Here is a 20,868-nt window from a genome sequence, read left to right as displayed (position 1 = left end):
TATCTTATTACAAAGAGATGTATTAATCAAATTTAGATAAAATACCACCAAAGGAAGTAGATGAGATCAAGTAAAAATAAGACAAATGTGAAATTAAAAGAAGATATAGCAAAATGTAAAGAGAGCTTAAAAGGTCAATTTATAAAACTTGGTGGTAGGAATTATGGAATTTATCAAGCCAAAGAGATAGATAAATTTTTAAAATCAGCCTTTGATATAGTTAAATTAGATTCATTTGGTGAGTTTATACTAAGTGATGATAGTGTGCCTTTGTGTGTGGTGGCTATCGGTAGTTATGCGCTTGGCGAAATGAGTGTTAAAAGCAGAATTGACCTAGCTATAATCTATAAAAATGAATTAGGCTATAATTCTAAAGCTATTGCTCAAAGATATTTGCAAATTCTAAAAAATGTAGGCTTAGATATAGAAGCAAAGCTATATGAACAAGATGAGCTAAGTGCGATCTGCGATGATATCGAGCTGGCTGTATTGTTTAGTCATATTCGTCTAGTATGTGGCTCAAAAATTCTATATAAAAATATTAAAACTCAAATTACTCAAATCAATAAAGATAAAAAAGATGAGCTAATTCGTTATCATTTAAATAAGCTTGAGCCGATGAGTTGTCCGCACTATTTAGATTGTAGTCCAAATTTGCTTAATGGTAGTGGTGGATTTATGGATTATAAAAGGGCGTTTTGGCTATTTAGTCTCTTTGGCAGCACATTAAAATCTAATGCATTAAAATATATAGATGAAAATGAATTAAGCGAGATGAATTTAGCATTTGATTATATTAGTTCGCTACGCTCAGCCTTGCAAATTAGTGGTGGTGGCGAAATTTTAGGTCGTGAATATCTAGATTCTGTAACTAAAATTATGCAAACCAAAGCAAAAAAGGGCCTAAGCCCTCAAGAGATACTCCTAAGTAAATGCCTATGGGCAATGCATACTATATATATCTATTCAAGATATCTAGCAAGGCGCGCTTTTGGCGTAAGAATATCTTTAGGTACTGCTAGAATTTGTAGGCTTTCAAATGGGATATATAATATTGCAAATACTATCTATGTGCCAAGCTGTAAAAAGCCAAAAGATTTTGAGCTTGTCCTTAAAGAATTAAGCCTATTGCCTGATGTTGAGCTTGCTTTTGATATAAGTGCTTTAATATATATAAAACGCCTAGAAGATAGTAGCTCTACAAAGGTCTATGAAGGGCTAAAAAAGATATTAAATCGTAAGCATAGTAAGGATATTTTAAAGCTTCTTTTAGATAGTTCAAAGCTTCTTAAAATTATTAAACCAATGGAATTTAGCTCACATCTTGCTAGCTTGGAGGGCGAGTATAGTCTAGATGAGAGCTGTATAGCAGTTGTGGGTGAGCTAGAGAGCATTGAGGATAAATTTGTCTTTAGTCTTTATGCTGATTTGTGTGCTAATGGCAAAATGCTCTTAAAGCTAGTAGCTCTTATGCATAAAGCCTCAATGAATTATACAAGTAGTGCTAATATATTTCGTTCATATTGTGTTAAATTAGATTTAATGCAAAAGACCATAAATATGGGTATGAATTTGATTAAAAATCAAAATCAGCTTATAGATCTACTTTCAGAGCCGATTAATGAATCAGCAATGCTAAGCCTAGTAAGCTCTATTAAAGAAAAACAAGCTTTAAAATTGTTATATATCTTAAGTTATGCTAGATTAAAAGCTAAGAATTCACACCCATTTAGCGCTACACAAAATGCTAAGCTACGCCAAATTTATGATAGTGCTTTAAGCGCTTTTGATAGTGATGAGAATCTAATAGATATCGTAAGTAAGCGTACTAAAAAGATTGAGCTTTTAAAAAAGCAAAAAGAATTTATATCATTAGATAAGCAGATAAAAGATAGAATTTTGGCCATAGAGTCAAATTTGCTCTTTCTTAAATATACTCAGCAGCAAATTATCGATATCGCACTTAAGGCTAATGATTGCTCAAATATAAATCTAGAATTAACAAGCCATAGCGTAAAAATTATCACTAAAAGCAGCTGGAATATGGCTATGGTTTTATGGGAGTTACGCAATTTAGATCTTGCTTATATGGAGATTTTTGAGCTTTTTGATGGTAAGAGTTATATAAGGCTTGATTATAATTCTAAGATTGAAAATAGTCAAAACCAAATTATCCAAGCTTTATGCTCTAAAGATAATCCGCAGTGTGATAAACCAGTTATTTTATCTAATGAGATTAGTTTTGATATGAATTATTCACAAAATTATGCTAAGCTAAATATAAATTCAAAAGATCAGCGTGGTTTTATGGTTTATATCCTAAGTATGCTTAGTAAATTCCAAATTAAGTTAGCAAATGCTAGAATACAAACTATCAAAAATCGCACCAGAAATGTGCTACTTCTACATATAGAAGATAAGCTAAAAGATAAAATAGATCAATTTTTAAAAGAGATTATAACGGAGTAAAATATGTGTGGAATTGTTGGTTATATTGGTAATAAAGAGAAAAAAAATATTATATTAAATGGACTTAAAGAGTTAGAATATCGTGGCTATGATAGTGCTGGAATGGCTATAGCTAGTGGCGATGAGATAGGATATTATAAGGCTGTTGGAAAACTTGAAAATTTAGCCAATAAGATGAAAGATTATGAGTCTAAAGGCTTTGGCGTAGCTATCGGTCATACTAGATGGGCAACGCATGGAAAGCCTACTGAGATTAACGCTCATCCACATCTTGGTGAGTATAGCTTTGTTATCCATAATGGTATTATAGAAAATTACAAAGAGCTAAAAGATGAGCTAGAAGCAGCTGGAGTGAAGTTTTTAAGTCAAACTGATACTGAGGTTATTGTTCATCTTTTTGAAGAGTATAATAAAAGTGCTAAAACTCCATTTGATGCATATAAAAAGACTATATCAAGATTAAAAGGTGCATATGCTACTTTGCTTGTAACTAAGGCAGCTCCTGGTGAGTTGTTTTTTGCTAAAAATGCAGCTCCACTTATCATCGCTAGAGATGCTGATGAGTTTTATCTATCTAGTTCAGATTCTCCACTTATTGGTTTGGCTAAAGACGCGATATATCTTGAAGATGGCACATATGGCGTAGTAAAACTTGGAAGTTTAAATATATATGATGAAAATGATAATGAAGTAAAATTGAGCTTTAGCGAGTTGCCAAAAGATAAAGGCTATGCGTTAAAAGATGGTTATAGATTTTTTATGGAAAAAGAGATCTATGAGCAGTCTCAAGTGATTGCTGAGTGTTTAATGGGAAGATTAAGCGATGATGATTTGAGCTTAGATATAGATGAGAGTGTGCTTGATGGCATTGATGAGATAGTGCTATGTGCTTGCGGTACAAGCTATCATGCAGCACTAGCTGCTAGTTATCTGCTAGAAAGATTAGCTAAGATTAGAGCTACTGTGGTAGTTGCTAGTGAATTTAGATATAAAGAGCCGTTTTTAAATCCAAATTCGCTATTTGTAGTAATTAGCCAAAGTGGCGAAACGGCAGATACTTTAGAGGCTTTAAAAATTGCTAAAAACTCAAATTTAAAAACTTTAGCCATCTGTAATGTGGATAATTCAAGTATTGTTAGAATGGCTAAAGAGGTTTTACTAACTCGTGCAGGTATAGAAAAAGGCGTAGCAAGTACTAAAGCTTTTGCTACTCAGATGATCTGCTTATGGATGTTAGCTCTAAAACTTGCTAAAGTTCGTGGCACTATAAGCACTAAAGTTTTACAAGATGAGATAAGCGCTCTTCGAAATATCCCAAGCGTGGTAAATTTTGATAAAAGTTTGCAAGAAAAAATTTATCGCAAAGCTAAGCATTATGTGCATGGACATGGATTTTTCTTTATCGGAAGGGATATTTTTTATCCATTAGCTCTTGAAGGTGCGTTAAAATTAAAAGAGATTAGCTATTTACATGCTGAAGGTTATCCAGCTGGAGAGATGAAGCATGGGCCAATAGCCTTAGCAGATGAGGGGTTATATACGATTGCATTATTACCACAAACTATCTTATATGATAAGACTAAATCAAATGTAGAAGAGCTTGCAGCTAGAGATGCATTTATCACGACTATCTCTCCGATTGAATTTGAGCTAAGCGATGATTTTATTAGGATTAATTCGCACTCTCATCCTATGAGTGAGTTTTTTGAGATTATGGTTGTGTTGCAGTTATTTGCACTTGAGATTTCTATTAGATTGGGTAATGATGTAGATATGCCACGCAATCTTGCTAAGAGTGTAACGGTGGAGTAGAATTAAATTTATTTGTTAAAGGATATTGATGAAAAAGATCATTTTAATCATTGGGCTACTTTTTAGCGTGATTGTGGCTAAGGATATGGATCCTAAAAAGCTAGAAAGCTCTTGCAATAATGGAGATATGGATGCTTGCTTTTCTCTTGGAAAGTTATATTATACTGGCAAAGGTGTAAAACAGGATTACCAAAAAGCTGCTGAATTATTTAAAAAATCTTGTGATGGCAGCTCTCGATTTAGTTGCCTTATTCTTGCTGATTTGTATAGAGACGGTAAAGGCGTAGAGCAAAATTATCAAAAAGCTGCTAAGTTATATCAAAAATCCTGTAATAATGGCGAAATGTATGGTTGTAATTTTCTTGGAAAACTGTATGCAACCGGAAAAGGCGTAAGACAAGATTACCAAAAAGCTTTTAAACTATATCAAGAAGCATGTGAAGGTAATAATGTGGATGGTTGCTTTAATCTTGGGTTCTCATATGCATATGGCAAAGGTGCAGAACAGAATTATCAAAAAGCTGCTGAGTCATACCAAAAAGCCTGTAATGGTGATAATATAATGGGTTGCGTTTTGCTTGGACATTTGCATAGAAATGGTTATGGCGTAGAACAGAATTATCAAAAAGCTCTCGAGTTATATCAAAAAGGCTGTGATGGCGATTATGTGGTTGGTTGCCCTAATCTTGGGGTTTTATATGAAAATGGTTATGGTGTAGAACAGAATTATCAAAAGGCTGCTGAGTTATATCAAAAAGCCTGTGATGGCGATTATATGCTTGGTTGTTCTAATCTTGGGGTTTTATATAGAGACGGTAAAGGTGTAAAGCAAAATTACCACAAAGCTACCAAATTATTGCAAAAAGCCTGTGATGGTAATGCACGTGCTTGCACTTTACTTGGAATTTTATACATAAAAGGTCAAGGAGTAAAACAGGATTACCAAAAAGCTACTGAACTATTTAAAAAAGCTTGTGATGATGGCGATTCAAATGGTTGCGGTCTTTTTGGGAATTTATATTATAAAGGTCAAGGAGTAAAACAGGATTACCAAAAAGCTGCTGAACTATTTAAAAAAGCTTGTGATGGTGGCAATGCAAATGGTTGCGGTGCTCTTGGGTCCTTATATGAAGAAGGTAAAGGCGTAAAGAAAGATAATGCTATAGCCAAGGAGTATTATGGTAAGGCTTGTGATTTAGGCTTACAAAAAGGCTGTGATGAATATACAAGATTAAATAATAGATAAATTAAATAATCTAAGCAGATAATTGCCACAGCTTATTTGCTTAGATTTTAGCCATTTTATCAAGCCTTGAGAGAAATGGGGTAATTAAATTTATATCTTTTTGCTTTTTTGATGAGTAGTATAGTAATTTTGTATCTAAATTTTTGCCTTTACTATTAAGCTCATCTATTTTTCTTTTTATCTGCCTTATGGTTCCATCAACTCCATCTACTATTTTAGAATTTGGCATTAAGTCTATAAAACTATCTTTAAAGTAGTTAAAATGTGTGCAACCTAAGACTAAAAGAGATATATTTTTACTATTAAATTTAGATATTTGATTTTTTATATACTCTTTAACATTTGGTGAGTTAAATTCCATATTTTGAGCAAATTCTACAAGCTTAGGCATTGGCAGAAGATGAGTTTTATTATTTAAATTTGATTTTTTTAGTAATTCATTTAGTTTTACACCTTTTATCGTAGCAGGTGTAGCAATAACTAAGATATCTCCATCTGCGTCTTTACCTAGATTTACTGCTGGTTCCATCCCGATAATTGGTATGTTAAATTTCTCTCTAAGGTCGCTTACAGCAGCGCTCGTAGCAGTATTGCAAGCAATGACTACAATATCAGCCTTACTAGCTAAAAAATCAACCGCATCAATGCTAAGTGCTTTTATCTCATCTATGCTTTTAGTGCCATAGGGTGCATTTTCATTATCAGCAAAATAGATAAAATCACACCCCTCAAGCTTTTTCATTGCCTCATATAATAGGCTTAACCCACCAAACCCAGAGTCAAATACTGCTACAACCATCAGCCAAATATCTCAAATTTTTCAAATAATTTTGTATCATTATCTATCAAGCCTCTATCAATCAAATTTTTAACAACTTCTTGATTGCAATTGGTCTCTTTAGGCCACTCTTTTGTATAGCCATCATCTATGGTTTTGCGAGTCGCATCTATGCAAATTTGCTCATCATCTATATATATATCTCGCTGGGCATCAATGCTATTAGTAATACGCCATACCATCATATATGGATTATCTATTCTTGAATCAATATCTGTAAATATTATAATTTTAAAATGTCTTTTAAGCGTTAAAAGAGAGTTAAAAAGAGATTTTAGGTTTGATTTTTTATCTACTTTTACCATACAGATTGGATTTTTGGTATCGGTAAAATATTGATATACCTCTAAAATATCAGAGCTTATTTTTTTAAATTTATCTAGTAGTTCGGTATTACTTATCACGCTTGGTGCTAAAGTAGAGTAGTCTATAGATGCATCTATGCCTAGTTTGCCTCCATAGCATGAGTTTGGACTAGCATGATCGAGCTGATCGCAAACTCCACTTGTTATTAGGCAGCTTTTTGGACTAAATTTATTTAGTATAAATTTAGCCAAATTCTCATAATCATCTAAATCAGGCGCATTGCTTGGGACAAATATAGCATGTTTTACAAAGCTCATCTGACCAACGCCCCAAAATGCATGCATAAGCTGCTGAGCGTGTGCTGGATAAAGACTATTAAATTTAGCTAATATTAAGTTATGAAATACTCCATTTTCAGGCATTTTATAATCAATCAAATCTGGCGCAGTAGTTTGTAAAAGTGGTAAAAATATACGCTCTGTTGCATATCCCATATATTTATCTTCTAAAGGAGGCTTGCCCACGACAGTTGCAGCAAATATTGGATTTTTCTTATGCGTAATTTTGCTTACTTTCATTACTGGAAATGGCTCTATTGGTGTATAATAGCCAGTATGATCGCCAAATCTTCCTTCATCTTTTAACTCATTTGGATCTACAAATCCCTCGATAATAAAATCAGCATCAAAAGGTACATAAATATCATTAGTAAGTGATTTTACCAATTTTGCTGGTTTTTTACGAATAAATCCATATAGCATTAATTCAAAAATATTTTTTGGTAGTGGTGCTTGCCCACACCATATATATAGTGGATCTCCACCAATGGCAACGCTTACAGGCATTTTTTGGCCAGCTTGTTTGTATTCGTGAAAAAAATGAGCTGCATCTTTATGAATTTGCCAATGCATTCCTAGCTCATTTTGTGAGTGAATTTGCAAACGATACATTCCTAAATTTTGCGTAGTTCCATTTAAAGTTTTAGTATAAACTTGCCCCATTGTGATGAATGCTCCACCATCATCATCCCATGTTTTTAAAACTGGAAGCTTATATAAATTTGGCTCCATTTGACACTCTTGAGATATGCCTTTGCCTTTTAATCTTTTTGGAAAGATAGACTTTAAGCCTAAAAGATATGAAAAAAAGTCAAATTTTTCTTTCATTGAATTTGGTTTTTTAGGTTTTAAAAGAGCTGCAATCTCTTTGGCAATATTATCAACATCTCGCCCAAATATCAGCTCTAAAGCCTTGAAACTACCAAAAATATTTGTAATTACTGGATGAAATTTATCACCGTTTTTATTTATAGGATTGGTAAATAGTATAGCTTTAGAATTATCTTTTTTAACCTCAATGTAACTAATATGAGCAATCTCAAGATCTATATCGCAAGGTTTATCTATTATTTTTAAAAGATTATTTTCTTTGAGTAAATTTATATAGTACTGCATATTTTCTCCATACTTTAAAGAAAGAAAGTCTATCATAATATATAAAACGCTTAGCAAAAAGTTTAAAAAAAATGTTAAATTACGATAAAAATTTGAATTTTTATTAAATTTGCTTAAAAATTTAAAACATTTATAGTAGTATCCACCCATTTAAGCAACTTTTAAGCATATCTCTTATATAATTCCAGCTCACGAATTGAGAAACACCTTAACCATCTTTTAAACTTGGTTAAATCATCTCTTTATCGTTTTTGTTTTTTAATTTATATAATGTTAAACTATCTTTTATAGTCAATCTTTGAAATCTAAACAAGTGATCGATTGAGCCAGAATCTATATTATATAATATTAGATTCAACACTTATATACATAATATAAAGTTTTTAGATTAAAACTTCATAATACTTAAGTAGTTTATCTACTTTAATTTTTTATGGAGAGTTTGATCCTGGCTCAGAGTGAACGCTGGCGGCGTGCCTAATACATGCAAGTCGAACGGACAAGTAAGAGCTTGCTCTTATGAGTTAGTGGCGCACGGGTGAGTAATGTATAGTTAATCTGCCCTACACTGGAGGACAACAGTTAGAAATGACTGCTAATACTCCATACTCCTTCTTAACACAAGTTAAGTCGGGAAAGTTTTTTCGGTGTAGGATGAGACTATATTGTATCAGCTAGTTGGTGAGGTAATGGCTCACCAAGGCTATGACGCATAACTGGTCTGAGAGGATGATCAGTCACACTGGAACTGAGACACGGTCCAGACTCCTACGGGAGGCAGCAGTAGGGAATATTGCTCAATGGGGGAAACCCTGAAGCAGCAACGCCGCGTGGAGGATGACACTTTTCGGAGCGTAAACTCCTTTTGTTAGGGAAGAACAATGACGGTACCTAACGAATAAGCACCGGCTAACTCCGTGCCAGCAGCCGCGGTAATACGGAGGGTGCAAGCGTTACTCGGAATCACTGGGCGTAAAGGACGCGTAGGCGGATTATCAAGTCTTTTGTGAAATCTAATGGCTCAACCATTAAACTGCTTGAGAAACTGATAATCTAGAGTGAGGGAGAGGCAGATGGAATTGGTGGTGTAGGGGTAAAATCCGTAGAGATCACCAGGAATACCCATTGCGAAGGCGATCTGCTGGAACTTAACTGACGCTAATGCGTGAAAGCGTGGGGAGCAAACAGGATTAGATACCCTGGTAGTCCACGCCCTAAACGATGTATACTAGTTGTTGCTGTGCTAGTCATGGCAGTAATGCACCTAACGGATTAAGTATACCGCCTGGGGAGTACGGTCGCAAGATTAAAACTCAAAGGAATAGACGGGGACCCGCACAAGCGGTGGAGCATGTGGTTTAATTCGAAGATACGCGAAGAACCTTACCTGGGCTTGATATCCTAAGAACCTTGTAGAGATACGAGGGTGCTAGCTTGCTAGAACTTAGTGACAGGTGCTGCACGGCTGTCGTCAGCTCGTGTCGTGAGATGTTCGGTTAAGTCCGGCAACGAGCGCAACCCACGTATTTAGTTGCTAACAGTTCGGCTGAGCACTCTAAATATACTGCCTTCGTAAGGAGGAGGAAGGTGTGGACGACGTCAAGTCATCATGGCCCTTATGCCCAGGGCGACACACGTGCTACAATGGCATATACAATGAGACGCAATATCGCGAGATGGAGCAAATCTATAAAATATGTCCCAGTTCGGATTGTTCTCTGCAACTCGAGAGCATGAAGCCGGAATCGCTAGTAATCGTAGATCAGCCATGCTACGGTGAATACGTTCCCGGGTCTTGTACTCACCGCCCGTCACACCATGGGAGTTGATTTCACTCGAAGCCGGAATACTAAACTAGTTACCGTCCACAGTGGAATCAGCGACTGGGGTGAAGTCGTAACAAGGTAACCGTAGGAGAACCTGCGGTTGGATCACCTCCTTTCTAGAGTACAAAGTGATGATCTCACAATTATCACTTCAAAGGAGTCTCAATCACACTTGTTTAGGTTTGAGGGATTGATATATAAAAATAGTTATTTTTAAGGGCCTATAGCTCAGCTGGTTAGAGTGCACCCCTGATAAGGGTGAGGTCACAAGTTCAAGTCTTGTTAGGCCCACCATTTATATTTCTTCTGCTAATGAATATTTTTATTCTCTTTCTTAATTTATTTTATATCTTATATAATTCCTATTTTTAGGAGCAAGAAATGAGTAAAGTAGCTTTTCCTATTACTATTGTTGATTGTATTGACATTGGTTTAGATTTAGAAAAAATTCAAAATAAACTACAATCATATTATGATGAATATGAAGATGATTTATATTTGTTACATAAAAACAAAATCGATTATATCTCTAAATTTACGAAAATTAATAATGATGAAATTTATAAAAATATTAATTTTGATTTTTCACAAAGCGGCATTCTATTTGAGATATTAAGACCGCTCAAAGAAGAATGTATAAGTGTATTAGTTGTATCAGCTTACGAAAGAGATTATATTTTTGTTAATAAAAATGATTTTGATTTTGATAAAGTAAAGAAAATTTTTGGATTATAGTTATGCAAAATTTTATTTTTTTAAAAGGATTCTTTTTATCACTTTCGCTTATTATGGCAATTGGAGCTCAAAACGCTTTTGTTTTGCGACAAGGTATAGCTAAAAATAATGTATTTTATGTTTGCCTTGTATGTTTTTTGTGTGATTTTGTATTGATATTAGCTGGAATTTTCGGTGTTGGTGAAGTTATAGCAAAAAATGTGATAGTAAATGTATTAATCACAGCTCTTGGAATTTTATTTGTTAGTTATTATGTTATAACAGCATTAATTTCAGCATTTTCTACCAAAAATAGTGTAATATTTGAGATAGAACATTCAAATTTTTCTATTAAAAAAACTATTATTTTAACCCTTTGTATTACGCTTTTAAATCCACATGTTTATTTAGATACTGTTTTTTTGGTTGGAGCTTCAGCGCTAACATTTGATATGAAAGAGAAGATAATTTTTGCACTTGGTAGTCTTTCTGCTTCGTTTATTTGGTTTTTTTCATTAGGTTTTGGTGCTAAAAAATTTAGTCACTTCTTATCAAAACCGATAATTAACAAGATTATAGATATATTTATTGCTATTATTATGTTTTTTGTTGTTTTCACTCTAGCAAAATTTCTTTTAAAAATATTAGAAATTTAATAATTATTTAAGCATTACTCTTGTATAATTCCAATCACTTTTCAAGTTAAACCTTTTAACTTCTAAAGTTTAGTTATTTAATTTACCATTGTTAAAAGTCACAATCAAGTTTTAATATTTAAAACAATTTTACAGGACTTGTTAAAGCTTTGAATTTGATTTGATTGCAACTACTCTATATTATGTTATCCCAATATAGTTTATATAGAGTATAAATATTAACTTCACAAGCTATTAAGTTTTTAAAACTTACTTAATAGTATGTTAATGCTTTCCGTCTTATTAAATTTAAATTCAAATATTATAAATCTAAATAGATTAACAAGAATTAAGTAATTAATTCTTAAATAATTAAATAGTTTATTTTTATATTTACCTATTTAATTTATATCTACTAGACTTTATCTTTAACAAGGAAGTGATGCGAATTAGAATATACATAATAATCTAATAAAAAAGGTAAGCTACTAAGAGCAAATGGTGGATGCCTTGGCTAGTAGAGGCGATGAAAGACGTGCCAGGCTGCGATAAGTCTCGGGGAGCCGTCAAGGGGCTTTGATCCGGGAATTTCTGAATGGGGCAACCCAGTATATAGTGATATATACTACCGCAATGCGGAGCGAACGTTGGGAATTGAAACATCTTAGTACCAACAGGAAAAGAAATCAAAAGAGATTACGCTAGTAGCGGCGAGCGAACGCGTAAGAGGGCAAACCACTAGCTTGCTAGTGGGGTTGTAGGACTGCAATATAGACTTAAACAAACTAATAGAATAAGCTGGAAAGCTTAAGCGTAGAGGGTGATACTCCCGTATATGAAAGTGCGTTTATACTTAGCAGGATCCTGAGTAGGGCGGGACACGTGTAATCCTGTCTGAAGCTGGGTAGACCACTATCCAACCCTAAATACTACTACTAGACCGATAGTGCACAAGTACCGTGAGGGAAAGGTGAAAAGAACTGAGGTGATCAGAGTGAAATAGAACCTGAAACCATTTGCTTACAATCATTCAGAGCCCTATGATTTATCAGGGTGATGGACTGCCTTTTGCATAATGAGCCTGCGAGTTGTGGTGTCTGGCGAGGTTAAGGAAACCCGGAGCCGTAGCGAAAGCGAGTCTTAATAGGGCGTATAGTCAGATGCTGCAGACCCGAAACGATGTGATCTATCCATGAGCAGGTTGAAACTGGTGTAAGAGCCAGTGGAGGACCGAACAGACGGCCGTTGAAAAGGCTCCTGATGACTTGTGGATAGGGGTGAAAGGCCAATCAAACATCGTGATAGCTGGTTCTCTCCGAAATATATTTAGGTATAGCGTTGTGTAGTAACTTTGTGAGGTAGAGCACTGAATGGGCTAGGGCATACACCAATGTACCAAACCCTATCAAACTCCGAATGCGCAAAGTGTAATCACAGCAGTCAGGCGGCGAGTGATAAAATCCGTCGTCGAGAGGGGAACAACCCAGACTAACAGCTAAGGTCCCTAAATCTCATTTAAGTGGAAAACGATGTGGAGTTACTGAAACAACCAGGAGGTTGGCTTAGAAGCAGCCATCCTTTAAAGAAAGCGTAATAGCTCACTGGTCTAGTGATTCTGCGCGGAAAATATAACGGGGCTAAAATGAGTACCGAAGCTTTAGACTTGTTTTTACAAGTGGTAGGAGAGCGTTCTATTCAGCGTTGAAGGTATACCGGTAAGGAGTGCTGGAGCGGATAGAAGTGAGCATGCAGGCATGAGTAGCGATAACTCAGGTGAGAATCCTGGGCGCCGTAAACCCAAGGTTTCCTACGCGATGCTCGTCATCGTAGGGTTAGTCGGGTCCTAAGCAAAGTCCGAAAGGGGTATGCGATGGAAAATCGGTTAATATTCCGATACCAATTATTATGTGCGATGGAAGGACGCTTAAAGTTAGTGGAGCTAGCGGATGGAAGTGCTAGTCTAAGGGCGTAGGTTGAGTTATAGGCAAATCCGTAACTCTCTATCCGAGACCTCAAAGGCTCTTGACGCTCTTCGGAGTAGATGGAGAATCCATGATACTATCGAGCCAAGAAAAGTTTCTAAGTTTAGTAATAATTGCCCGTACCGTAAACCGACACAGGTGGGTGGGATGAGTATTCTAAGGCGCGTGGAAGAACTCTCTTTAAGGAACTCTGCAAAATAGCACCGTATCTTCGGTATAAGGTGTGCCTACCAGTGTATTAAGATTTACTCCCAAAGCATTGAAGGTTACAACAAAGAGTCCCTCCCGACTGTTTACCATAAACACAGCACTCTGCTAACTCGTAAGAGGATGTATAGGGTGTGACGCCTGCCCGGTGCTCGAAGGTTAATTGATGGGGTTAGCATTAGCGAAGCTCTTGATCGAAGCCCGAGTAAACGGCGGCCGTAACTATAACGGTCCTAAGGTAGCGAAATTCCTTGTCGGTTAAATACCGACCTGCATGAATGGCGTAACGAGATGGGAGCTGTCTCAAAGAGGGATCCAGTGAAATTGTAGTGGAGGTGAAAATTCCTCCTACCCGCGGCAAGACGGAAAGACCCCGTGGACCTTTACTACAGCTTGACACTGCTATTTGGATAAAGATGCGCAGGATAGGTGGGAGGCTTTGATCCATAGACTCTGGTTTATGGTGAGCCATTGTTGAGATACCACTCTTCTTTATTTGGGTAGCTAACTAGCTTGAGTTATCCTCAAGTAGGACAATGTCTGGTGGGTAGTTTGACTGGGGCGGTCGCCTCCCAAAATGTAACGGAGGCTTACAAAGGTTGGCTCAGAACGGTTGGAAATCGTTCGTAGAGTATAAAGGCATAAGCCAGCTTAACTGCGAGACGTACATGTCAAGCAGAGACGAAAGTCGGTCTTAGTGATCCGGTGGTTCTGTGTGGAAGGGCCATCGCTCAAAGGATAAAAGGTACCCCGGGGATAACAGGCTGATCTCCCCCAAGAGCTCACATCGACGGGGAGGTTTGGCACCTCGATGTCGGCTCATCGCATCCTGGGGCTGGAGCAGGTCCCAAGGGTATGGCTGTTCGCCATTTAAAGCGGTACGCGAGCTGGGTTCAGAACGTCGTGAGACAGTTCGGTCCCTATCTGCCGTGGGCGTAAGAAGATTGAGGAGAGTTGACCCTAGTACGAGAGGACCGGGTTGAACCAGCCACTGGTGTATCAGTTGTTCTGCCAAGAGCATCGCTGAGTAGCTAAGCTGGGATGTGATAAGAGCTGAAAGCATCTAAGCTCGAAGCCAACTCCAAGATGAATCTTCTTTTAAGAGCTCTAGTAGACTACTAGTTTGATAGGCTGGGTGTGTAATGGATGAGAGTCCTTTAGCTGACCAGTACTAATAGCTCGTTTGCTTATCTTATAAGCATCACTTCCTTGTTAAGGATAAACTTTTATTCTTATAGGTTCTGTTTGATATTAAAACAGTGATTTTTAACAATATTATTTAACATTAGTAGTGTTAAATAAGATATTATAATTAATATGATATTTTATTTAACACTGCTCGTGGCTATACAGATGAGGAAACGCCTTGCTCCATCTCGAACCAAGAAGCTAAGCTCATCATGGCCGATGATACTCTCCCTTACTGGGATGTTGGAAAAGTAGGTTGCTGCGAGCTTTGTTATATTCTATATCTTTATTTTATTCTATAATCAATATTTATTATATAATCAATATTTTATATTCTTTATCTGTTTTACTAGTATGTTTTAGGTTTATATCTATTTATATCTATTTATATCTATTTATATCTATTTATATCTATTTATATCTATTTATATCTATTTATATCTATTTATATCTATTTATATCTATTTATATCTATTTATATCTATTTATATCTATTTATATCTATTTATATCTATTTATATCTATTTATATCTATTTATATCTATTTATATCTATTTATATCTATTTATATCTATTTATATCTATTTATATCTATTTATATCTATTTATATCTATTTATATCTATTTATATCTATTTATATCTATTTATATCTATTTATATCTATTTATATCTATTTATATCTATTTATATCTATTTGCGTATTCTTCTTCTTATATCTAGGGTTTTATATTTTTATAATATTTAGTTTATGCTATATTAAAAGCTACTTTTATTATATTAGTTTGATTGTATGTTTTATTATTTTATGTGTAAAGATTTAGAAGTGGAGTTGTATAAAATTTAAGAAAATCAGTAGATTATAATGATATATTGCGTTATGGGGATTATGCCATAGGGCGGCATCCTTATGGCAAATTCTATCTCCATAGAAAGGAGAAAAGAATAAATGCTAAAATTTGTATTCATGGTAATTATATTACTTTGCGTAATTATTATCAAGCTATTAAGCTTTACCCCACGAAAGTGAAGAAATACAACCCCTTATGGCTTTATCTACTACCTTATTTAATAACTTCAGCAAGTTTAAAACTTTTACCACTCATAAGAGTAGCTTTTTGTCTTATAGTGTATATTATTAGGATTTAGCTTCTCATATTTATCTTTTATAAAACAATGCCTTGGTATATTTGGATTTAGTGTATTTATATTTGATACTTTTATATGGTTTTAAGCTATTTAATCAATATTTTTATAGATCTATTTATCTTTATCCCTCTTGCAATAACCACCCATCTCACCCCTTATTTCTAGCCAAAACCTCAAATCTCTTAAATTTAATTACACTTGCATTACATTTTAACTATCTGGCTAAATTCTTTAAATTTTCTCAAATTTCATCTTATGATAAAATAGTTACATTTATCAAATTTAACTCAAATTCTATTAAATTTATAAAGAAATTTGCAAATTTTATGAAAAATATATCAAATTCCCCCCCCCCATATAAATAAATTAATATTGTGTGCGATATAATGGTATATGCTTAAACAAAGGATTAAGTTTAAGCCAAATTATTTTACTTTAAAGGATATACAATGAGTTTTAGAATTAACACTAACATTGCAGCTATGAATGCACATGCTAACTCACTTATTACTGATAGAGAGCTTACTAGCTCACTTGGTCGCCTAAGTTCAGGTCTTAGAATTCAAACAGCAGCTGATGATGCTTCTGGTCTTGTTATTGCTGATTCACTAAAAAGTCAAGCTAACTCTTTAGGTCAAGCAATAGCTAATGGTAATGATGCAATTGGTATTGTTCAAACTGCAGATAAAGCTATGGATGAACAGATTAAAATACTTGATACTATTAAAACCAAAGCTATCCAAGCAGCACAAGATGGTCAAAACTCTGATTCTAGAAGAGCACTTCAAAATGATATTAGCAGACTGCTAGAAGAGCTAGATATGATAGCTACTACTACAAGCTTCAATGGCCAACAACTACTAAATGGTAACTTCTCAAACAAAAACTTCCAAATTGGTGCTTATAGTAATGAAACAGCTAAAGTAAGCATAGGTGCTACAAACTCAAATACTATTGGGCATACTAGGTTTGAGACAATGAATAATACTATAGTTTCTAACTTTTCAGCAGTTTCTGCATTAAATATAGAAGTTAAGTTAAGTGGTGTTGATGGATATCCTAATGGTTATACATTTCAAACTATATCTGGTACAGTAATTCAAAAAGATGGCTATAAAGCAATTGCTGAAATGATGAATGGAGTTTCAGATAAAACTGGTGTAAAAGTTAAAGTAAATAATACTCAAATTTTTAGTGATAGCATATCCGCTGGTACAATTCAAAATCTAACCATTAATGGCGTAACAATTGGTAATATTCATGTAAAAGCAAACGATAGCGATGGTGTATTAATCGGAGCAATCAACGCTAAAAAAGATGAAACCGGCGTAGAAGCTAGCATTGAAAATGGTAAATTAGTTCTAGCAGCTAAAGATGGTAGAGCTATTAGAATTGGAGCATTTTCACAAAGTGCTAAATTTATGGGTGGACAAGTTACTGGTGCATCTGCTTATACCGCTGGCGGTGGTGCATTATTCTTAGGACAACTTACATTTATACGCCAAGATGCTAGAGATATTAAAGTTGGTATAGGCGGAATTTCAACACTATCAGGATTTACTACTGGTGGTAATGCTGTTAGTTTGGCAAGTGCTGCTTCAACAGTATTTAATCAGGCTTCTGTAAATCTTAAATATATGAATTCAGGTACTGTTAGTGCAGCATTAGCTAAGGCTATGGGTTACTTTATGGGAAATGCATCTAATGCTGGTCAAGAAGTAGATCAAACTGGTGGCGTAAATACTTACGGTGGTGCTCAAGCTATGATAGATGTAGCTGAATCAGCTAGAAAAACTCTAGATAAATTAAGAGCTGATCTAGGTTCGGTTCAAAATCAGCTTGTAGCTACTATAAATAATATTACAGTAACTCAAGTAAATGTAAAATCAGCTGAATCTCAAATAAGAGATGTGGACTTTGCTAGTGAGAGTGCAAACTTCTCTAAATTTAATATCCTAGCTCAAAGTGGTAGCTACGCTATGAGTCAAGCCAACTCAGTACAACAAAACATCTTAAGACTACTTCAGTAATTTAACCCAAAGAGACTAAATCTAGTCTCTTTGGGGTTAAATATTTTATCTTGTTTATTATTGGGAATTTAAATTTAAATTCCAAAATCCTTAGGGATTGCTTTGTTATTGTACTTTTTATTATGATATATTAAATAATTACTAAAGATTATTATAACTATAAATCTTGTTTTTATAGTGTTTGAATTATCACAATTAATTATAATAATTTATTTTAATTGCTTAATCTAAATTTAGCTAAAGCTTATTGGGTCGATATCAGGTAAGGCTCCATAAGCCCTAGCAATTTGACTGGCTTGTAATAGCGGAGTGTGAGTAAGTGAGCGTAGTAATATCTGATATCTGTATTTTGATGCTATCATCTCGATTATGCATTTTCCATGACCTATTATCTCTATATCTTTAATTTTAGATAATTGATTTAAAATTTCATTCATTTTATGGTTGGCTTTGGTGTCGTTTTTATCTTCTATTTTAATACGAAGTAGTCTTGTATAAGGTGGATATAATCCTTCTCTTATGCTTAATTCATCGGCGATAAATTTATCAAATTTATCCATATATTCAGCAAAAAAATCGCATTTTAACCCTTGGATTATTACCTTTCCATAACTAGCTCTGCCGGCTCTGCCAGCTACTTGCATTGCTAGAGCTAGGCTTTTACTTCTTGCTTGGTAGTCGCTATATTCCAGATGGCCATCTAGTCCCATGATGATAGCTAGGCTGACATTGTGATAGTCGTGGCCTTTGCTTAGCATTTGAGTTCCTACTATTATATCTATTTTATAATCATTAAAGTTTTTAAGTAAGGTGGTAAGCTTCTTTTGTGTAGTGATCTCATCTCTATCGAATTTAGCTACTCTTGCTAGGGGAAAGTATTGTTTAATCTGCTCTACAAGCTCGCTGGTTCCTATTTTGCGTGATTCTAGCATATGGCTATTGCAACTTGGGCATAGATTTGGTATAGCACAAGTAAATCCACAATAGTGGCATTTTAATGTTTTGTGCTTTTTATGTAGGCTTAGAGATATTGAGCAGTATGGGCATTGTAGGCTTTCAAAGCAAGATTGACATATTAGGAATTTAAAATTGGCTCTAGTAGGCAAGAATATTATAATCTGCTTTTTAGCTTCAAGAGCTATGGATATCTGTTTTAATAGTAGGCTGTTTAATCCTGTTGGGCTATAATCATATATATACTCTTTTTGAGAGTTGTAGTAGCGACCTTTTAGGCGAAAGTGCGGGAATTTGACATAGCTATTTAGACTTGGGGTGGCGCTTCCTAAAATGCATTTGATATTTAGTTTGTTGGCAATATAGATGGCTAGGTCTTTGGTATTGTAATATGGATCGCTGCTATTTTTATAACTATCATCATGCTCTTCATCTACTATGATTAGACCTAAATTGCTAAAAGGCAAAAATAGAGCTGAACGCGCTCCAGCGATTAATTTTATCTTGCCTGAGCTAAAATCAGATAGTAGTGATTTTTTATTTTTAGGTGAGATTTTGGAGTGCCATACGCCTATACTTTGTCCAAAATAGACCTCAAGCCTAGCTTGCATTTGTGGGGTTAGCGATATTTCAGGCATTAAAAATAGAGCTTGTTTGCCTTTGTTTAAACACTCTTGTATCTGGCTGATATAGATTTCGCTCTTGCCACTTCCTGTATCGCCAAAGATTAGACTAATTAAATTTTGTTTAGTAAATTCGGCTGCTTGTTGTTGTAGAGGGCTTAAATTTGGTGATTTTATAAAGCTACAATCTACACTTTGGTATTTGCTAAAAGGTTCAAAAAGCCCAAAAGCGACGCCAATTTCACAGGTATAATAATGGCTAATAAACTTAGCTAAAGTGATTTGATATTTGCTAAAGCTTAAATTTAATCTATCTATTATAGTAGAGGTTTTGAAATTTGGCTTAGTAGTTTTGTGCAATATAACGCCATTTTGGATTTTATTGCGTAGTGATACTTTGATGATTTCATACTCTTTTAGCTCTGTTTGGCTCTGATATATTAGGGGTTGTAGATTTGCGCCTATTATGGCGATTAGATAGTAGTTCATAGTTTAAGCTTATCGCATATATTTTGTGGTGATAGGCATTTTATAGTAGCGTTATTATCATAGCTAAATTTCACTTCTTCATTATAGATTAAGGTATTTGCATCTACGCTCCACTTAGATAGATTTATTGAGTGTAGAATTTGAGTATTTAGTGTTGGTTCTTGTATTTTAGCGCTTAGGAGTAGGGCTGTTTTTTGATGTAAAATATTTGCTTGGATTGTAGCTAAGTCGGTTTTGATTTTTAGAATATCTGCTTCATTTTTACTAAAAAATACCCTTGGCACTGCTATAGATAGCAAAACGCCAAGGATTATAATGACAAATGCTAGTTCTATTAAACTAAATGCTTTTATCATGAGTAAGAGCTTTGTCTATATTGCCAAGAAGTGAATTGAGTTCGCTTTTTTGTTCATAGTTTTCATGGCATTTTTTAACAAAAGCTATAAGTAGATCCTTAGGAGCAATCTGATGCTTGTCATCTAAAAGCTTTTTGATATCAGCTTCAAAATAGTCAGCAAAATCATCATCAAGTGTGATATTAAAATCTTTGGATCCTATAGTTAAAGTGATTTGTCTCATCGACCAAGCACAGCCTCAACTTGTTTTAATAGATCATCGCTTGCTAGGTCTTGATTTTTAAGCTCCTCTTCAAGCCTCATTATCTGATTTGATTTAGCTTCATTTTGTGCTTTTACGCTGATTAATTCATTTCTTAATGCTTCATTAGCTTCGCATACTTCTTCATATTTTAGCATTAGCTCAGTGACTTTTGAAGCTAGGGTATTTAATACCTTTTCATTTTCAAACATTACATATCCTTATTTTGTGGTGATTAATTAGGGTAATTTTATCATATTTATTATAAATATGGCCTAAATTTGGGGCTGGTTTATAGCTTTTTTTGGTGTGATTGATTTAAAATTTTGATTAAATAAAAAATGGTAAAAT

At 34.6% G+C, this 20,868-nt stretch carries 12 protein-coding genes, 1 tRNA gene and 3 rRNA genes; 10 read left to right on the top strand and 6 right to left on the bottom strand.

Annotation, left to right across the window (positions count from 1 at the left end; genetic code table 11):
• Positions 1-60: 60 nt before the first annotated feature.
• From CVIC12175_RS05930 to CVIC12175_RS05920, 3 genes are read left to right on the top strand one after another with little or no spacing between them, the layout of a single operon-like run.
• The gene (locus CVIC12175_RS05930; RefSeq protein ID WP_086315919.1) at positions 61-2,469 is read left to right on the top strand and encodes a nucleotidyltransferase family protein; all 2,409 of its coding nucleotides are present in this window, start codon (positions 61-63) and stop codon (positions 2,467-2,469) included.
• Between the two features lie 3 nt (positions 2,470-2,472).
• Complete coding sequence (gene glmS, locus CVIC12175_RS05925) at positions 2,473-4,281, top strand: glutamine--fructose-6-phosphate transaminase (isomerizing) (protein WP_086303096.1); 1,809 nt, start codon at positions 2,473-2,475, stop codon at positions 4,279-4,281.
• Positions 4,282-4,309: 28 nt separating this feature from the next.
• Positions 4,310-5,527, top strand: a complete 1,218-nt coding sequence (locus CVIC12175_RS05920; protein WP_086303098.1) for a tetratricopeptide repeat protein — start codon at positions 4,310-4,312, stop codon at positions 5,525-5,527.
• A gap of 40 nt (positions 5,528-5,567) precedes the next feature.
• Here the strand turns inward: CVIC12175_RS05920 and murI are convergent, their stop codons facing one another.
• Together murI and CVIC12175_RS05910 are read right to left on the bottom strand one after the other, a co-directional pair.
• A complete protein-coding gene (gene murI / locus CVIC12175_RS05915; protein ID WP_086257429.1) occupies positions 5,568-6,326 on the bottom strand; it encodes a glutamate racemase in 759 nt (252 codons plus the stop codon).
• Positions 6,326-8,125, bottom strand: coding sequence for a menaquinone biosynthesis decarboxylase (locus CVIC12175_RS05910; RefSeq protein WP_086257430.1), 1,800 nt, complete (start codon positions 8,123-8,125; stop codon positions 6,326-6,328). Before CVIC12175_RS05910 ends, murI begins: the two co-directional genes overlap by 1 nt.
• Positions 8,126-8,555: 430 nt before the next feature.
• Here CVIC12175_RS05910 and CVIC12175_RS05905 point away from each other — a divergent pair.
• The 7 genes from CVIC12175_RS05905 (at position 8,556) to CVIC12175_RS05870 (ending at position 17,854) form a co-directional block, all read left to right on the top strand.
• Positions 8,556-10,067 (top strand): 16S ribosomal RNA (locus CVIC12175_RS05905).
• Positions 10,068-10,168: 101 nt separating this feature from the next.
• Positions 10,169-10,245, top strand: a tRNA-Ile gene (locus CVIC12175_RS05900).
• 87 nt (positions 10,246-10,332) lie between these two features.
• Positions 10,333-10,686, top strand: a complete 354-nt coding sequence (locus CVIC12175_RS05895) for an ACT domain-containing protein (RefSeq protein WP_086315918.1) — start codon at positions 10,333-10,335, stop codon at positions 10,684-10,686.
• A 2-nt stretch (positions 10,687-10,688) separates the two neighbouring features.
• Positions 10,689-11,321, top strand: coding sequence for a LysE/ArgO family amino acid transporter (locus CVIC12175_RS05890; protein WP_086315917.1), 633 nt, complete (start codon positions 10,689-10,691; stop codon positions 11,319-11,321).
• 457 nt (positions 11,322-11,778) lie between these two features.
• Positions 11,779-14,684 (top strand): 23S ribosomal RNA (locus tag CVIC12175_RS05885).
• A gap of 142 nt (positions 14,685-14,826) precedes the next feature.
• Positions 14,827-14,945, top strand: a 5S ribosomal RNA gene (gene rrf / locus CVIC12175_RS05880).
• The 16S, 23S and 5S rRNA genes sit together here with 1 tRNA gene alongside, the layout of an rRNA operon.
• Before the next feature lie 1,328 nt (positions 14,946-16,273).
• Positions 16,274-17,854, top strand: a complete 1,581-nt coding sequence (locus CVIC12175_RS05870) for a flagellin B (protein WP_086315915.1) — start codon at positions 16,274-16,276, stop codon at positions 17,852-17,854.
• A 233-nt stretch (positions 17,855-18,087) separates the two neighbouring features.
• On the opposite strand, the gene CVIC12175_RS05865 is transcribed toward CVIC12175_RS05870, so the two are convergent.
• Genes CVIC12175_RS05865 through CVIC12175_RS05850 form a run of 4 tightly spaced genes read right to left on the bottom strand, consistent with a single transcriptional unit; the run spans position 18,088 to position 20,729 of the window.
• Positions 18,088-19,920 (bottom strand): primosomal protein N', encoded by a 1,833-nt coding sequence (locus CVIC12175_RS05865; protein ID WP_086315914.1) that lies wholly within the window; start codon positions 19,918-19,920, stop codon positions 18,088-18,090.
• Positions 19,917-20,276 carry a type II secretion system protein gene (locus CVIC12175_RS05860; protein ID WP_086247037.1) on the bottom strand — a complete coding sequence of 120 codons (360 nt, stop codon included), beginning with the start codon at positions 20,274-20,276 and terminating at the stop codon, positions 19,917-19,919. The genes CVIC12175_RS05865 and CVIC12175_RS05860 overlap by 4 nt, the downstream gene beginning before the upstream one ends.
• A complete protein-coding gene (locus CVIC12175_RS05855) occupies positions 20,260-20,499 on the bottom strand; it encodes a hypothetical protein (RefSeq protein WP_086247038.1) in 240 nt (79 codons plus the stop codon). The genes CVIC12175_RS05860 and CVIC12175_RS05855 overlap by 17 nt, the downstream gene beginning before the upstream one ends.
• Positions 20,496-20,729, bottom strand: a complete 234-nt coding sequence (locus CVIC12175_RS05850; RefSeq protein WP_086247039.1) for a hypothetical protein — start codon at positions 20,727-20,729, stop codon at positions 20,496-20,498. The genes CVIC12175_RS05855 and CVIC12175_RS05850 overlap by 4 nt, the downstream gene beginning before the upstream one ends.
• Between the last annotated feature and the right edge of the window lie 139 nt (positions 20,730-20,868).

This window comes from Campylobacter vicugnae (assembly GCF_002139875.1).
Taxonomy (GTDB): Bacteria; Campylobacterota; Campylobacteria; order Campylobacterales; family Campylobacteraceae; genus Campylobacter; species Campylobacter vicugnae.
This window is presented reverse-complemented; position numbering and strand designations above follow the sequence as displayed.

Bases quoted from the DNA above. Each gene is read 5' to 3' on its own strand.
- CVIC12175_RS05930 (WP_086315919.1), top strand. From the start codon at position 61: ATGAGATCAAGTAAAAATAAGACAAATGTGAAATTAAAAGAAGATATA.
- CVIC12175_RS05870 (WP_086315915.1), top strand. From the start codon at position 16,274: ATGAGTTTTAGAATTAACACTAACATTGCAGCTATGAATGCACATGCT.
- CVIC12175_RS05860 (WP_086247037.1), bottom strand. From the start codon at position 20,276: ATGATAAAAGCATTTAGTTTAATAGAACTAGCATTTGTCATTATAATC.
- CVIC12175_RS05920 (WP_086303098.1), top strand. From the start codon at position 4,310: ATGAAAAAGATCATTTTAATCATTGGGCTACTTTTTAGCGTGATTGTG.
- murI (WP_086257429.1), bottom strand. From the start codon at position 6,326: ATGGTTGTAGCAGTATTTGACTCTGGGTTTGGTGGGTTAAGCCTATTA.
- glmS (WP_086303096.1), top strand. From the start codon at position 2,473: ATGTGTGGAATTGTTGGTTATATTGGTAATAAAGAGAAAAAAAATATT.
- CVIC12175_RS05850 (WP_086247039.1), bottom strand. From the start codon at position 20,729: ATGTTTGAAAATGAAAAGGTATTAAATACCCTAGCTTCAAAAGTCACT.
- CVIC12175_RS05910 (WP_086257430.1), bottom strand. From the start codon at position 8,125: ATGCAGTACTATATAAATTTACTCAAAGAAAATAATCTTTTAAAAATA.
- CVIC12175_RS05865 (WP_086315914.1), bottom strand. From the start codon at position 19,920: ATGAACTACTATCTAATCGCCATAATAGGCGCAAATCTACAACCCCTA.
- CVIC12175_RS05855 (WP_086247038.1), bottom strand. From the start codon at position 20,499: ATGAGACAAATCACTTTAACTATAGGATCCAAAGATTTTAATATCACA.
- CVIC12175_RS05890 (WP_086315917.1), top strand. From the start codon at position 10,689: ATGCAAAATTTTATTTTTTTAAAAGGATTCTTTTTATCACTTTCGCTT.
- CVIC12175_RS05895 (WP_086315918.1), top strand. From the start codon at position 10,333: ATGAGTAAAGTAGCTTTTCCTATTACTATTGTTGATTGTATTGACATT.